Origin of the sequence: Paenibacillus algorifonticola, assembly GCF_000971975.1 — a bacterium.
GTDB classification, from domain to species: domain Bacteria; phylum Bacillota; class Bacilli; order Paenibacillales; family Paenibacillaceae; genus Pristimantibacillus; species Pristimantibacillus algorifonticola.
Genome location: NZ_KQ040783.1, coordinates 76,384 through 92,186, shown reverse-complemented (window position 1 = coordinate 92,186; position 15,803 = coordinate 76,384). Strand labels below are relative to the sequence as shown.

Annotated in this window: 14 protein-coding genes; 8 read left to right on the top strand and 6 right to left on the bottom strand. The window is 51.4% G+C overall.

Features of this window, described 5'->3' with window-relative positions:
* Positions 1-123 precede the first annotated feature (123 nt).
* Positions 124-756, bottom strand: a complete 633-nt coding sequence (locus WH37_RS05230; protein WP_046229514.1) for an NUDIX hydrolase — start codon at positions 754-756, stop codon at positions 124-126.
* Between the two features lie 42 nt (positions 757-798).
* On the bottom strand, positions 799-1,308 hold the full coding sequence (gene mscL / locus WH37_RS05225; protein ID WP_046229513.1) for a large conductance mechanosensitive channel protein MscL: 510 nt from the start codon (positions 1,306-1,308) through the stop codon (positions 799-801).
* Between the two features lie 398 nt (positions 1,309-1,706).
* On the opposite strand from mscL, the gene WH37_RS33375 reads away from it, so the two are divergent.
* The 4 genes from WH37_RS33375 (at position 1,707) to WH37_RS05205 (ending at position 6,720) form a co-directional block, all read left to right on the top strand.
* The gene (locus WH37_RS33375) at positions 1,707-3,461 is read left to right on the top strand and encodes an ATP-binding protein (RefSeq protein ID WP_052736819.1); all 1,755 of its coding nucleotides are present in this window, start codon (positions 1,707-1,709) and stop codon (positions 3,459-3,461) included.
* A gap of 90 nt (positions 3,462-3,551) precedes the next feature.
* On the top strand, positions 3,552-4,322 hold the full coding sequence (locus WH37_RS05215; protein ID WP_046229512.1) for a sporulation protein: 771 nt from the start codon (positions 3,552-3,554) through the stop codon (positions 4,320-4,322).
* Positions 4,323-4,498: 176 nt separating this feature from the next.
* The gene (locus WH37_RS05210; RefSeq protein WP_046229511.1) at positions 4,499-5,638 is read left to right on the top strand and encodes a DNA alkylation repair protein; all 1,140 of its coding nucleotides are present in this window, start codon (positions 4,499-4,501) and stop codon (positions 5,636-5,638) included.
* Positions 5,635-6,720 (top strand): FUSC family protein, encoded by a 1,086-nt coding sequence (locus WH37_RS05205; protein ID WP_046229510.1) that lies wholly within the window; start codon positions 5,635-5,637, stop codon positions 6,718-6,720. The genes WH37_RS05210 and WH37_RS05205 overlap by 4 nt, the downstream gene beginning before the upstream one ends.
* Before the next feature lie 125 nt (positions 6,721-6,845).
* Here the strand turns inward: WH37_RS05205 and WH37_RS05200 are convergent, their stop codons facing one another.
* The 3 genes from WH37_RS05200 to WH37_RS05190 form a co-directional block, all read right to left on the bottom strand.
* Complete coding sequence (locus tag WH37_RS05200; protein ID WP_143088661.1) at positions 6,846-7,157, bottom strand: transposase; 312 nt, start codon at positions 7,155-7,157, stop codon at positions 6,846-6,848.
* Between the two features lie 91 nt (positions 7,158-7,248).
* Complete coding sequence (locus tag WH37_RS05195; protein ID WP_046229509.1) at positions 7,249-7,851, bottom strand: TVP38/TMEM64 family protein; 603 nt, start codon at positions 7,849-7,851, stop codon at positions 7,249-7,251.
* 131 nt (positions 7,852-7,982) lie between these two features.
* Positions 7,983-10,004 (bottom strand): Na+/H+ antiporter, encoded by a 2,022-nt coding sequence (locus tag WH37_RS05190; RefSeq protein WP_046229508.1) that lies wholly within the window; start codon positions 10,002-10,004, stop codon positions 7,983-7,985.
* 218 nt (positions 10,005-10,222) lie between these two features.
* Here WH37_RS05190 and WH37_RS05185 point away from each other — a divergent pair, with 218 nt between their 5' ends.
* Entirely contained in the window at positions 10,223-11,200 is a 978-nt protein-coding gene (locus WH37_RS05185; protein ID WP_046229507.1) for an aldo/keto reductase, read from the top strand.
* A gap of 22 nt (positions 11,201-11,222) precedes the next feature.
* Here the strand turns inward: WH37_RS05185 and ilvA are convergent, their stop codons facing one another.
* A complete protein-coding gene (gene ilvA, locus WH37_RS05180) occupies positions 11,223-12,491 on the bottom strand; it encodes a threonine ammonia-lyase IlvA (RefSeq protein WP_046229506.1) in 1,269 nt (422 codons plus the stop codon).
* A gap of 821 nt (positions 12,492-13,312) precedes the next feature.
* On the opposite strand from ilvA, the gene WH37_RS05170 reads away from it, so the two are divergent.
* The 3 genes from WH37_RS05170 (at position 13,313) to WH37_RS05160 (ending at position 15,580) form a co-directional block, all read left to right on the top strand.
* Complete coding sequence (locus WH37_RS05170) at positions 13,313-14,152, top strand: hypothetical protein (RefSeq protein ID WP_231594129.1); 840 nt, start codon at positions 13,313-13,315, stop codon at positions 14,150-14,152.
* A 120-nt stretch (positions 14,153-14,272) separates the two neighbouring features.
* The gene (locus tag WH37_RS05165) at positions 14,273-14,725 is read left to right on the top strand and encodes a flavodoxin (protein WP_046229504.1); all 453 of its coding nucleotides are present in this window, start codon (positions 14,273-14,275) and stop codon (positions 14,723-14,725) included.
* A 63-nt stretch (positions 14,726-14,788) separates the two neighbouring features.
* Positions 14,789-15,580: a hypothetical protein gene (locus WH37_RS05160; protein WP_046229503.1), complete on the top strand. Its 792-nt coding sequence runs from the start codon at positions 14,789-14,791 to the stop codon at positions 15,578-15,580.
* Positions 15,581-15,803 lie beyond the last annotated feature (223 nt).

Genomic DNA, 15,803 nt, shown 5'->3' with positions numbered 1-15,803 from the left:
TCGACCAGTGGTATCGCAACTGGGAAAATGCTTGGGGCCAACGCGCCAACGCGAGAGGCAAAAACGATAGCCTAGGCCTCTCCGTGCTTCAGCAGCGTTCCACTGGCGGGACTGCCTCAGCAGCTACGTGCAATCGCGCAAAGCGCGCATTACGCTTGCGTAATATCCCGCTTCGCGCGGCACGAACTGCTCAGCCCGCACAAGCTTTGCGGAAGCGATCTGCCCGCCGCCTTGGTCTACGGCCACCCCTGCTGCCGTCAGCTCGGAAAGTTCGTCCTCGAACAGCTGGAGCAGCTCTTCCAAGTCGGCTTCGTATACGCCGGCTACCTCTTCGGCTTGCAGCTGTAATTCCATCAGCGGCAAGGAGCATACGAGTCCGAACACATCGCTGACCTCGCGGTCGATGAAAGCGACGCCGCCGGCTGCTCCTGAGCAATCCTCGCGCAGCTGTCCAAGCGGGATCAGCTCGTCAAAACTGGCGGACACGCCAATCTCCTCCTTCAGCTCGCGGGCGGCGTCACGCATCGTCTCCCCTGCGGAAAGATGGCCGGCAACGGTAATGTCATAGCAGTTCGGATAAGTATCCTTGCCGCTCTGCCGAAGCTGAAAGCGGACATAGCGGCGGTCTGCTTCCTTGCGCGTTAGCCAGCAGTGAAAGGTACGATGCCAATAGCCCTTGGCATGCGTCTCCGAACGTGTGGCTGTGCCAAGCGGATTCAAGTGCTCATCATAAATATCGAAATATTCCTCAGCCATGCAAGCAAGCTCCTTTTCTAATAGATGGAAGAGCCTGCAGCTCTAGTGAGAGCGTCCAGTGTCAAGCGCTTCGAGCTGGGACGTGCAGTGCTTGCAGCGAGTCGCTTTCAGCGGAATGCTGGACAAGCAGTAAGGGCAGTCTTTTTCCGTAGGAGCAGCTTCGGCAGGAGCCTCTTCGGTTTTGCTGCGGCGCAGCATATTAATGCCTTTAACGAGGAAGAAAATACACGCGGCTACGATGAAGAAATCCAGCATCACATTAATAAATTGACCGTAGGCGATAACGGCAATGCCGTTTTTGGCTGCATCGTCTAGCGAGCGGATCGTCGTCCCGAGTGCCGCCAATTCCTCCGTACGGGCAGGATTGAGGTTAATGAATAAGTCCTTAAAATTGACGCCGCCCAAAACCCGTCCAACCGGCGGCATAATGATGTCGTTCACAAGCGAGGTGACAATTTTGCCGAAGGCTCCGCCAATAATGACACCGACTGCCAGGTCGATGACGTTTCCTTTAATCGCAAATTCCTTAAATTCCTGTACAATTTTCATCATAATCTCTCCTTTATAAAATAAGCTTGCCCGGAAAAATCGCATAAGCGAGCGCAACAAACGCAGCCATGCAAAAGCCCTGATTGTTCTTTATTGTATATAAAACAAGCCAGAAACACCATTCCTAAAGCAGCGGCATAAAAAGATAATCCTAAAATTACATAAAATAACAATTTTCCATGCCATTTTGAATACAGGAATTAGCTTCGGCACGACGTGCATTTATGAAAATGGTAATGGTGTAATGGTAATGGAATCCTAGTCTAGGAGCGACACTTATTCGTCATTTTGCATCATTTTCTGCTTTTTTTGTGAAAAAAGATATGTAAAAAGAGAGGATTTTATTGGATATTGTCGAATTTCAGTATTGTGAGTAAATTAATGGATATTTGAGGAGTTTTATGAATCACCAATTCGTTATAGGGAATCCCTTTTTTACACTGTTTTCATTTATGATTGTTTGCTTTGCTTGTTTTACGCTGTTCAGCATGATTGGCCACCCACCATCAGGCAACAAAATAGTAGCATTTAGCCGCAAGCTTGGCAGCTCTTTCGTATTTGGGCTAGGGGTTTGGGCGATGTATGTGCTAGCCATATTCGGATCGACTTATCCATTAGTTTTGGATTGGACTATGCTCTACACCTTGTTGTGCTGCATGGCTCTTACCTATGCTTCGATATCGGTATACGTATGTGTCTGGCCCGGGTTGATAAGGAAGGTATTAAGCAGCCTGCTGCTCGCTGTTGGCTCAACGATGCTGCACTATTTAAACCTGCTGGGAAGTCAGGTGAAAGGCTATGAGCTGGATTGTTATTTGTTCATTGTGTCGATCATGGCTGCTTTTCTCGGAGCGCTGGTCGCCTTTAATTTGTATGAAAACAGAGGGAAGGATGGCAAGCTGTTCAGCAGCCTTATTCTCGGGCTGTCGATGATTATTATGCACACGATTGGCATGCAGGCGATGAAGGTGGAGTATTTGAACGTCTATACGACCGACAGCATGAACGACTCGATGATGCTCATGTCGTTTCTGCTGGGCATTGCAACGATGCTCATATTCAGCTTCTGCTTGTCCACCTGGATGTTCAGCCGCAAATACAGCATGGTCGATGCCAATTACAAGCTGCTGGTTGAAAATTCCCTGGATACGATTGCGATTATCAAAGCTGGAAAATGGCAATATTTCAATCCTGCCGGTCTGCGGATGTTTGAAGCAGATAGCGAGCATGAAATGATCGGCGAATCGATCTACGATTTTCTTCATGAGAAGCACCATGAGGAAATTCGCCAATTGCTTGGCGAGGAGGAGAACGAGGATTTGCTGCGCCAAAAGCCTGTCGAGCTGGACTGGAGAACGGTGGGTGGCAAGCTGCTGCATACGGAATTAGTTCGAACGAGCACAAGCCATACGGGCAGCCTCGCTTATCAAGTCATTATCCGCGATATTTCGGAGCGCAAAAAAAATGAGGAGCTGCTGATCAATTCTGAAAAGCTGTACATCGCAGGCCAACTGGCTGCGGGAATTGCCCATGAAATACGAAACCCGCTCACTTCGTTGAAAGGATTTCTCCAGCTCATTGCCTCTGGGCGCAGCAACCATAATTATTATGACATTATGAAGTCCGAGCTGATACGGATTGAATCTATCGTGAGCGAGCTGCTGATGCTGTCCAAGCCGCAGGTTTATCAGCTGTGCTACAGGGATGTGCGCCAGATTATGGAGGAATCCGTGACGCTGCTGGAGACGCAGGCCATTATGCACAATATTGAGATTCGGCTTATGATGGCTGCGGAGCCGCTTTACGTCTTCGGCGTGGAAAATCAAATCAAGCAGGTGTTTATCAATGTCATCAAAAATGCGATCGAGGCGATGGCAAGCGGCGGCCTCATTCGCATTTCGCTTGAGCTTGCGCAGAAGGCGCAAATCGTCATCCGCATTCAGGATGAGGGCCCGGGCATTGCGAAGGAGCAGCTGTCCAAGATCGGCCAGCCCTTTTATACAACGAAGGACAGAGGGACGGGGCTGGGCCTCATGGTCACTTACAAAATCGTCGACAACCATCTTGGCAGCATCAAGGCGGACAGCATTATGGGGCAAGGAACGACTTTTATTATTCAGCTTCCTTACCGCAAGGACCCGGAAGAAAATGCATAAATAAGAATTAGCACAATTTTTGCAACGCAAGGAGAATGCTCGACGTACAACCGAATAGCGACAAAAAAAATTAATCGGTGAGGTGTCCTTATGTTTAATCGGTTATTAGCAAGTATTGGCATTGGTTCGGCAAAAATTGATACTTTGCTGGAAAAGTCCCGTTATTCGCCAGGTGAAGAAGTGCGCGGCGTTGTGCAAATTCGCGGTGGCAGCGTGGAGCAGCGCATTGAGAAGATCGAGCTGTCCGTAATGACCGAATACATGCGAGAGAGCAATGACCAGAAGCATAGGCATAACTGCGTCATTGGAAAATATCCGGTCAGCCAGCCGTTTGAGCTGAAAGCCGGGGAAAATCGCGAAGTGCCATTTTCCTTTCAATTGCCTTTCCAAACTCCGCTCACATTAGGGAAAACGCCAATATGGGTGAAAACCGAGCTGGACATTCGCGGCGCCATCGATCCCGGTGATAACGATCGCATTGAGGTCGTGCCGAATGCAGCAATGGGCATGGTGCTGGAAGCGGTCCAGCAGTTAGGCTTCCGTCTGCGTGAAGCGGATTGTGAGTACGCTTCGCGTCTGGGACGCTCGCTGCCTTTCGTGCAGGAGCTGGAATTTGTACCGACCGCAGGGCAGTTCCGCGGCAAGCTTGATGAGCTGGAGGTTATTCTTTATCCGGATGCTCAGCAGGTAGAGCTGCTGCTGCAAATCGACCGCAAAGCTCGCGGTCTGGGCGGCTTCTTCGCTGAAGCGATGAATACGGATGAAACGTTCGTCCGAGTCACTTTTACACAGGAGCATCTGCAAGCCGGCACGCAAGCGATTGCGAGCCAGCTCGAAAAAATAATCGCCCGGCACGCTTAACCTAGAAGCGCCGAACCGAATGGCATCAGCCTGCCTGCCGCGTGTTTTAGACGCGGCAGGCAGGCTGTTTTTCAATATAGAGAAAGGCAAGGCGGTTTAATTTGTTGCTATTACTTCCGGTTCCGGGTTATGGCATAATAGATGGAGCATGAATGATTATACTGGAGGAGCTTACAATGGCAGAACCGCTAAAAGCCTTATACGACGGCTTATTCATAGAAAATTTCGGAGTGCTTGTCCGCACAGCTTTGCCAACTTTTGACTTGGCAGGCTTTGCGGCGGCAGTAAGGGCTGGAGAATGGGAGGAGCTGGCGCTCAAAGCGCGCTCGCGCCGGATTACCGAAGCGCTCGGCGTATTCCTGCCAAGCGATTACGAGGCCGCGCTTGATGTGCTGATGCAAATTGACTCGCAGTGCCGCGGTTTGCCTTATATTTTCTTCCCGGATTTTGTGGAAGTATACGGAATGGCACCGGAGCATTTTGACCGCTCGATGAAGGCGCTTGCGCGGTTCACCCGTTATTCAACGGGGGAGTTTGCGGTACGTCCATTTCTGCTTGCGGAGCCGGAGCGCATGATGCGGCAAATGCTGGTGTGGGCGGATGATGAGGATGAGCATGTACGCCGGCTGGCGAGCGAAGGGACGCGCCCGCGACTGCCTTGGGCACAGGCGCTGCCGATGTTCAAGCGCGATCCACAGCCGATCCTTCCGCTGCTGGACAAGCTGAAAGCCGATCCTTCACTGTATGTCCGCAAAAGCGTAGCGAACAATCTCAATGACATCGCCAAAGACCATCCCAATGTGGTCGTGTCGCTTGCCCAACAGTGGTCTGGCGATAATCCGCTGACAGACTGGATTATTAGGCGCGGCTGCCGCACGCTGGTGAAGCAGGCAAACCCGGCGCTGATGGAGCTGTTCGGCTATGCTGCCGGAGAAAGCGAAGCAGGCGAGAACGGAGAGAGCGGCGCTTCATTGACGGTGCATGCCGAGCTTCGGGCAGTACCTGAGGCCCTGCATATTGGCGACGAAGCACGGTTTAGCTGCGTGATGAAGCTGCGGGATGGAGACGCGCTCAAGCTGCGAATCGAATACGGCATTGATTTTATTAAAGCCTCGGGCAAGCCTTCGCAGAAGCGTTTCTTGCTGTCTGACCGCGAGTATGGGGGAGGAGCGGAAGTCACGCTGTCGCGTGTGCACCGCTTCGCCGACTTGACGACGCGCAAGCATTACCCGGGACTTCACCGCATTACGCTATGGGTGAATGGCGTGCAGGCAGCGGAGACGGAGCTGAAGCTGGAGGAGGCGCGCAGCAAATGAATATTGGAGCCCGCGTGCTGAAGACCGGATTGTCCGTTGCGCTGGCGATTTTTCTTAGCCAGTTTTTCGGCTTCCCGTCCAGCCTCATTACGGCAGTCGCCGCCATATTGACGATTCAGCCTTCCATCTACCGTTCCTGGCAGCAAATTCTCGATCAAGTTCAGACCAACCTGCTTGGCGCAGGTATTGCGCTTGCTGCGATGAAGGTATTCGGACATACGCCGATTGCGGTGGGCCTCGTCTGTATCGCCGTTATCCTCATTTGTATTCGGCTGAAAATGGAAGCGACCATCGGAGTGACCCTCGTCATGGTTATTGCTATTATGGAAGCGCATGGACAAGGATTAGATGTGGCGCTGCAACGATTTTTAATGGTGCTTACCGGTATGGGGGCTGCTTTTACGATCAATGTTCTCGTATTTCCTCCACGCCCGCGCAAGCAATTTACAGAACAGGTGCATCTCGCCTACGGGCAAATGTCTTTGCTGCTGCGAACCGCCGTTTCCAACGAAATGAAGGAAAGCGTGTTTCGGCAGGAGAAGGAGACCTTGCATGTGACGGTGCGCAAGCTGGAGGATCGCTACACGTTGTTTGAGGAAGAGCGCAAAGTACTCGCCCAAACGAAAAAAAGCCATGCCAGGCAGCTGCTCGTCTCCAAGCAGACGATCAAGGCGCTGCAAAAGGGCGTTGATCTGCTTGAGGTTGTGGAGGAGCATTATTTTGCCGCCGCCGGTGCCGGGAAATGGGCGCAGCGCTTCGATCACCAGATTGAGGAGCTGACCAAATACCACGAATCGATTTTGCTGAAAATAGAAGGCAAGATGAAGCCGAACCTGAGCTTCGAGCCAGAGGAAGAACGTGAAGCCCGCTTGATTACCGACCTGACGGATTATTTCCGGGAGGGGCGGGACGAGCATAAGCGACTTGTGTTCGTCGCGTCGGCTATTTTCGAATATGCCTATCATCTGCGGAGGCTGGAGAAACTGGTAGATCAGGTCCAGCAGCGCGGCATGTCGCCTGAGGAATGGAAGGCGGAGACGAATTCGAGTGGCAGAGAGGCAAAGGTTAGCGCACAGGAATAACATGCAGATGTAGGAAGACTGGTGCAAAAAAACCGTCTCTTTTCAAATGATCGTTCATTTGACGAAGAGGCGGTTTCTTATGCTTTATTATTTTTCACCTAGCTGTTCGCAAGTCAATCTGCACGCTATTGCGTCTTATTGCTGCCCTTATGGCGTCTTGGATGCTGCATATGGGCTTCGGGATCGTTGTCATCGTCTTTGGGGATGAGGCGCGGATCGGTCCGCCCTTCATGATGGTTGTCGAAGTCCAGCTCCACCAGCCGCCAAGTTGCCGTTCCCATCTGGGGATCGGCTGGAAACACCTCGCCGCGCTCCAGTTTCTCTTCACGATTCCACTCGTTGCGGTATACACCCGCCACTTCTACAGGCTCGCCCGACATCGGCTTCATCTCGTTGTATTGATGCTGCTGCTCCTGGTCCAACTGCTGTTCGTTCATCGTATCTCCCTTTCCTGGCGTGCATAGTCCGTCCAACATGACGGCGGGTCATTCTGCTATAGCATGCCTCAAAAGGGAATATGTATGAGTGCTAATGGATATAACGTTTTTCCAGCCGCTTGCCACCGAACCACATCAGAACGATGACGATGCACGCAACGACGATGCGCCAGGGCTCATGCGCGAAATTTCCAATATCAAAGCTGAGCAGCGACACGCATAAAATCATGACCGCCTTGCCGAGAACAGTTGCGATGATGAAGGTGCGGAATGGCACGGCGCTTAAGCCCGACACAATGTTAATGAGCGAGGACGGCGAGAATGGAAAGCAGGCGAGCAGGAACAGCGGCGTAAAGCCACGATGCTCAATCCATTCGAAGAACCGCCCGGATTTCGGGAAGCGCCGCTCGACCTTGGCTTTTACATTTTTCCCAAGCTTGCGCACGGCCCAGAAGACGCCGATGGCCCCAGCAGAAACGCCGATCCAGGAAAACAGAAAGCCGAACCACAAGCCGAAAATATTCGCATTCGCCGCCACAATCGCCAGCAGAGGGAGAAAGGGAAGAAATGCTTCCAGCAAAGGCAAAAGGATGCCAAGCAGCGGGCCGAATTCCCGATAGCTTTCCAGCGTGCGCTGCAGATGCTCCAGATCCATATGCTTTAGTTGTTCAATCCAATTTTGCAGCAGCGCCATACGTTAACACCCTCACTCACTTGATCGAAATATCAGAAGCTCAAAGAGACATCGTATGGCTTAAACAATACCAGAAAATAGGGGCAGATGCCAAGCTCACGCATGTGAAATAAGCCCGCCCTGCCGACTTGTTACCCTTGCTCCAAAATAGACGCCTCGCGGTTGCGGATAAACTGCCTCAGCTTATTGGCAATGTCCCGATTGATTTCGCCGCGCTCATACAAGCTTTGCACCTCGACTCGCTCCGCCTGAATGGCAACCCAATGCAAATCGCGCTGCACGTCGGCGTCGCCTCCATTCTTTTTCGGCGATATCGGTTGTTGAAGCTTTTCCTTTATAAAATGATAATGGCTGATCAACTCGCTTCGTTCCTCCGAACCGGGCTCGTCCAGCCGTTGATCAAAGGAGTCGATCACTGCATTGCAGGCTCGCAACTTCATTCTTCTCAGCGCCTCGCGATCGGCTTGCCCCAGCTTAACAGGCGATTTGGTTTTTTTGAGGGATAGCATCTCCAGCAGGAGCTTCATCAGCTTTTTCATAATAATCGGCCAAAAGCCTCGACGCCCTGCCAGCATCTGCTCAAGCTGCTCCAGGCTTTGCTTGAACAGTTCGAACTGCGGCTCGCTGATTTCATTCCGTGCCAGCATGCGGAGGGCGGCCTCCCGCTCCATGCGGAACGCTTCAAATCGTAGATCAATAATCCCCTCATCCGCTTGTTTCGTTGTCAGCTTGGGCTTCTGAAGCTCCAGCATGCGGAACCAACGCTCATATTCGGCAAGGACGGCAGCCGTTTCCGCTTCATTTTCCTTGCTCGCCGCTTGGTGGATGGCTTCAATGGCCGCATTCATTATCTTGAGCTGCCCTTGGCGCTCTTTCTCCGTCCGTTTTGATTCATTGCCCGTATCGCTGCTGCTTGCCAGAAGCGGAAGTACGGTGCTCGCGACAAGCAGCGATAACAGAATAACCGCAGTCGCGAGAAAAATGATGACATTCCGCTCTGGAAACGGATTCCCATCGGCTAGGAACAGCGGAATGGAGAAGGCGCCAGCAAGCGTAATGGCGCCGCGTACGCCAGAAAGCGAGGTCATGGCTAATATTTTGAACGGCAGCTTCTCACGCTGCTGCTCAGAGCCGAATAGGCGGCCCCCTCTTGAAAAAGCGTACGTCCACAAAAACCGCAGAAGCAGCAGCAGAACGAAAATGAAGCATGCATAACCCGTTACCTGAAGCGAGTTAATCGCAGGATTATCGAAAACGGTGCTGAAGACGACAGGTATTTGCAGTCCCAAAATGACAAAAACGAGCCCATTCAATATGTACAAAATAACCGCCCATGTATGGTCAGGCACCTCATCGTTCCGGGCCCGCGCCTTATCGTATTCATCGCGTTCAACAGCATGGACGACGCCTCCGGCTACTGCCGCCAAAATACCGGATACCCCAAGATGCTCGCCGGTCAAATAAAGGGCAAATGGCGTGAGCATATGAATAAGCATATGCAGCGTTGGATCTTCCAGACCAGACCTGCGCAAAACAGCGCGAAGTCCTGTAATCAGGAAGGCCAGCACGCAGCCGACCGCAAGGCCTCCAGTCGCAATTACGACAAAGCTGATGCTTGCTTTCGTCAAGGAGAAAGTGCCGGTTAGCGCAGCCGCCATCGCAAATTTAAAGGCCACGAGTCCGGAGGCGTCATTCATCAACGCTTCCCCCTCCAGCAAATGCCGCAGGCTCTTGGGCAGATGAACCCGCCCTGCTAAAGCATTGACCGCTACGGCATCGGTAGGCGAGAGCAGGGCAGCAAGCCCGAACGCTGCCGGCAGCGGAATGGATGGAATCATAAAATGGATCGCATAGCCGATAAGAAACACGGTGACGAACACAAGGCCGACTGCGAGCAGGAAAATCGGGGCGCGAAGCCTCCATAATTCATTGCGCGGCGTATGCTTGCCATCGTTATACAATAGCGGTGCTACGAATAATATAAAAAATAGCTCAGGCTCCAGCGCCAGATGGACGCCAGACGGAATAAGGGTAATCGCAATGCCAAGCGCAATTTGGATAAGCGGTACGGGAACAACGGGAAGATGCCGATTGATGATGTTGGACAGCCCGATCAAAGCAAGCAAAATGAATATGGAAGAAAATAAAGCCATTCCATCACCCTTTCTTGTAAACGCGAATTCAACTGCCGTTGTCGCAAATGATGAGTTTATTTTCACCTGTGTAACAAAAATTTACCCATAATCGGCCTATTGCCCTCACTAGGGGACAGCTGGTTTGCATACGCATACAAGTTGGTTGCGGACTTTCGATAAGGTATAATAGGAAGGGTATGGCAATCAAAAAAATATTGAAGGAGTGACTTTCTTTTATGCAGTACACTTATTTGGGTCAGTCGGGTTTGCGCGTTAGCCGCTTATGCCTTGGTACCATGAATTTTGGTGTGGATACAGATGAGAAGGAAGCGTTCCGGATTTTGGATGCCGCGCTGGATGCGGGGATTAACTTTATTGATACGGCAAACATTTATGGCTGGGGCGAAAACTCCGGACGTACAGAGGAAATAATCGGCAAATGGTTCAGTCAAGGCGGCGGACGCCGTGAGCGTACCGTGCTTGCGACCAAAGTATATGGCGATATGTTTGATGAACATGACGGCCCGAACCGTGAAGCCGGCTTGTCCGCTTATAAAATCCGCCGCCATCTGGAAGGCTCGCTGCGCCGTCTGCAGACGGATCATATTGAGCTGTATCAGATGCATCATGTGGATCGGAACGTCCATTGGAATGAACTGTGGAGCGCCTTTGAAACGGCGGTCTCGCAAGGCAAAATCGGGTATGTCGGCTCCAGCAACTTTGCTGGATGGGATATTGCTGTAGCACAGGGCGAAGCAAAAGCGAGAGGGATTTTAGGGCTCGTATCCGAGCAGCACAAATATAATTTGCTGTGCCGTTTGCCGGAGCTGGAAGTGCTTCCTGCATCGAAGGCGCTCGGTCTTGGCGTTATTCCGTGGAGTCCACTGGATGGCGGGCTGCTTGCGGGCAATCACCGCCGGGATAATGGCGGACGCCGCAGTGGCGACACCAAGCGTCTGGACAAGCATCGCGTGCAGCTGGACGAATATGGCAAGCTTTGCGATGAGCTGGGTGAGCCTGAGGATCTCGTATCGCTCGCATGGCTGCTGGAGAATCCCACGGTTACGGCTCCGATTATTGGGGTGCGCACGCTGGAGCAATTCGAGCGCTCGCTTCGTGCGGTTGAGCTGAAGCTGGATAGCGCGGCGCTCGCCCGTATCGATGAGATTTTCCCAGGGCCGGGCGGCGACGCACCTAAAGCTTATGCGTGGTAATTGGTGAAATAATAGCCATTCGTCAAATTAATAAATTGAACAGCACAGGGTCTTTGTTCAGCTCGATGAAGGAGTAGCCTTTCATCTGCATGCGGCTGATCAAGGGTTCATAGTCCTCGCGGTGCTTAAGCTCAATGCCGACGAGTGACGGGCCGTTGTCCTTATTGTGTTTTTTCGTATACTCGAAGCGGGTGATGTCATCGGTCGGACCGAGCACATCATCGAGAAATTCTCGCAGCGCACCCGCGCGCTGCGGGAAATTTAGCATGAAATAATGTTTGTATCCCTCATAAATGAGTGACCGCTCCTTAATTTCCTGCATGCGGTCAATATCATTATTTCCGCCGCTAATGACGCATACGACTGTTTTTCCGGCAATTTGATCCCTAAACATGTCAAGCGCAGCAATGGGCAGCGCGCCGGCTGGCTCCGCTACAATCGCATTTTCATTGTAGAGATCAAGCATGGTCGTACAAATTTTGCCCTCGGGAACAGGCACGGTATCATCGAGCAATTCGCGACAAATCGCAAACGTCAGCTTGCCAATCCGCTTCACCGCAGCGCCATCGACGAATTTGTCGATATGCTCAAGCGTAACGACTTCCCCGGCATCGAGCGATTCGCGCAGCGACTGAGCTCCTTCCGGTTCTACGCCAATCACTTTCGTTTCCGGTGAAATAGCTTTGACATAAGAAGCAACGCCAGCCGCAAGGCCGCCGCCGCCTACTGTCACAAACACAAAATCCGGTACCGTATCCGACGCTTCCATCAGCTCTTGTCCGACCGTGCCATTGCCGGCAATAATTTTCAAATCGTCAAAAGGATGAACAAAAGCGGTGCCGCTGCGCTCGCTCTCCTTGATGGCTTCTGCATAAGCATCATCAAAGGTGTCGCCAGTCAGAATAACCTCGACACTGTCGCCGCCGAAGAAGGACACTTGGTTCACCTTCTGGCGCGGCGTTGTGCTGGGCATATAGATTTTGCCTGGGATGCCGAGCGCATGGCAGGAGTAGGCAACGCCCTGCGCATGATTGCCTGCGCTTGCGCAGACGACGCCAGCGGCAAGCCGCTCTGGCGGAAGGGAACGCATAAGATGATAGGCGCCGCGGATTTTAAAGGAGCGCACAATTTGCAGGTCCTCGCGCTTCAGCAGGACGTTGCAGCCGTAGCGCTCGGAGAGCACGCGATTATATTGCAACGGCGTGCGGAGAATGACGTCTTTCAAATGCATTTGAGCGTGAACAATGTCTTCAAGCCCAACTCTAGGCGAATGTGATGATAAATATTCCATGTGCAGCCACCTTCCGGGATTAACATTTTGCGAAAGCTTCCGAACGCGCATTCATGCGTATTCTTGAAATATAGGAAAGGATATGATGGTTCTATCCTTTCTCTATATTTCTCGGACTGAAACGCGCCGCGCCGCCAAAGGACGGCGATAGCCGTTCACCTTGAAATATAGGAAAGGATATGATGGTTCTATCCTTTCACTATATTTCTCGGACTGAAACGCGCCGCGCCGCCAAAGGACGGCGACAGCCGTTTCACCTTGAAATATAGGAAAGTATATGATTTTCTCATCCTTTCTCTATATTTCTCGGACTGAAACGCGCCGCGCCGCCAAAGGACGGCGACAGCCGTTTCACCTTGAAATATAGGAAAGGATATGATGGTTCTATCCTTTCTCTATATTTCTCGGACTGAAACGCGCCGCGCCGCCAAAGGACGGCGATAGCCGTTTCACCTTGAAATATAGGAAAGGATATGATTTTCTCATCCTTTCACTATATTTCTCGGGCTGAAACGCGCCGTGCCGCCAAAGGACGGCGATAGCCGTTTCACCTTGCTTGTTGTTGCTCATTATAGCATTATCGCAAGCATTGCATAACCATGGAATTACAGGGGGAGCATGAAGGAGTATGGCAAAAGAATGAACAACGGGCGAATGCTGTCGACGGCGCGGCATATTTTCCAATTCCGATAGATAAAGATTGACATTAGATATGAGAATAGTTATCATATACTACGAAAGTGATAATCATTATCAGTTTGTCCACCTAACAATGATGAAAATATTATACGATAGTATACATTGATGGAGCTGGTTTAATCGTGGCAGAGTTTAATCGCAAGGAGCATCAAATGAATGATGCGCCAGTCGAAACGGGCAAGCCGTGGAATTGGCAGTTGTTCCCGTTTTCATCAGTAAAGGCGGGCGAGGATGCGATTTATGTTGCATCTGTTGGTTATGGCGTCTATCAGATTAACAGTGAAGAGCAGTGGATGAAGCTTGGCGCAGGAATGCCGCAAACGGCAATGGTTAATCGACTGCAGCTGCAGAGCAATGTGCTTCATGCCTGCACGAGTGAAGGTCTTTATCAATATACGAATGGGGAATGGGCGAATGATGGCCTTGCCATTCCTTGCTATCAATACCGGATGCTTGGCGGTACCGGCTATGCCGCAACCGATTATGGGCTGTGGTTGAATTCGGGAAGCCGCTGGGAAAAATCCGCTTGCGCCGACAAGCGGGTATATGATTTCATGAACCTGCCGCAATATCTCGTCGTTGGTCATGAAAGCGGAGTCGCGCTGTACGACCGTTTTATGGATGAGTGGGCTGAGTTTGAGCTGGGCCGTGCGGTGACAAGCCTTGCTGTATACCGGGGACATCTCATTGGCGTCAGTGATCGCGGCGAGCTGATGATTGGCGACAAGAAGGGGAGGTTCGACCGAATCCGGTTTAGCAAGCAGTTTATTTTCTCCATTGTTGCGAAGGGGAAGGATATTTATGTATGTACGGATAAGGGCTTGTTCCAGCTCGCTTATATTCGCAATCAGGTGACGCTGCTGTCTGTGAAGCTGGGTATTCCGGTGACGGATGTGGATCTGCAGGGCGACAATTTGTATATGGCAACGTTGTTTCAAGGTATTCAAATGATGGATGCCTAGTTCATATAAAATCAGCTATCGGCGTGCGGAGGAGAGGTTGCTCTCCCCCAGCTGATGGGAAACGAAGCGGCCGATTGTCCAAAATGGCGACGGCTATTTACACTTGGGAGGAATGTATAGGTGTCAAAGGTAATTGTGGTATACGCGAGCATGACGGGTAATACAGAGGAAATGGCTGAGGCGATTGTTGCTGGAGCACAGGAAGCGGGCGTTGAAGTCGTATCGAAGGAAGCTTTCGATGCAAATGCAGCTGATTTGCTGGAGTACGATGGCATCATTATCGGCGCGTATACTTGGGGAGACGGCGAGCTTCCAGACGAAATTCTTGATTTCTACGAGGAGCTTGAAGGACTTGACCTCAGTGGCCGCAAAGCAGCGGTATTCGGGTCGGGAGATTCCTCCTACCCCGTATTTTGCGGAGCGGTCGATACAATTGAAGCGAAGCTGCGCGAGCTGGGAGCAGAAATTGTATCCGAGAGCCTGAAGGTCGAATACAACCCTTCCGATGCTGAGAAAGAACAATGCAAAAACCTAGGCAAGCAAGTAGCTGGCCTTGTAACCGTAGCGGGATAATAAGCAAGGCGGCTGTTGCTGCTTCATTTGTTATGACCCGGAAGAAAGATGAGGTGGCCGATTATGGAGCAATCCGCAGCAGTAAAGCTGATTGAGGATTATAAGTTGGAAGAGCTGCTGCGCTGCCCCTATCGGTTCATTAAAAGGCAGACGGCGAATAAACGGGCAGGCGAAGTGAATGGGCGCCAGCTTATGCAATTCGCTGTCAGCCATATTGTGAATGATTTTTATGAGCTGCCGCCCCATGCCCGTACAGCTGATGTAGTGAAGCGGCTGGCGGAGCGCTGGTGGACGCCGCGAGTAGCTAAATTCGAAAATGCTGAGCATTATTGGGATTCGAAGCTGCAAGCGGTTGCACATTTGACGGCATTTTTATTGGAGGAGCAAGAGGCGGCGCCGATTATTCAATTCGAGCAGCATCGCACCTTTGTTGAGCCGCTCGATATGGAGCTGACGCAAATATTTCAAATTGTCGCCGAAGATCCGTATGGGACGAATACCGACTATATTGTGCAAAAGTTTGTCGTGGACGAGGATGAGGATGTCATCGTTACGTTCCAGCATATGACCGCCGTATTTTGTAACAGCGCCTTCGGCAAGCTGCCGAGCCGGATCGACGTTTTGTCGGTGATGAGCGGTCAGCGTATTTGCTATTATCCAAGCGAAGCTGATATTCCGCAGTCCTTGGATTATATGAGACTCGTGCAGACCGTGCTGCCCGAAGCCGAGCGGCTGCGCAAAAGCAACAATGTGGCGGAATGCCGCAGCTGCCCGCTGCGCAGCGAATGCTTCAGCAAGACGGCAGAAGCAACTGCCGAGGCCGTGCTGCAAAAGTCGGCCTGCCTTACTATGTAAGCTAGAGCATCGTTCGATGGTTCATCGAATGATGCTCTTTTTTTATGCTCGTTATCAGGAAGCACTAGGCGCTGAAATACGCATTAAACCGCGGAATTGCAGCGGAAATGGGCTGTGCAAAAAAGTGAAGTTGCAGGAAATTGCCGCATTGTATAAAGTACAAGACAGGTTGCGGCCGAGAAAATGCTGCTTTAAAACCGATTATACCCATGGGATAAATAAA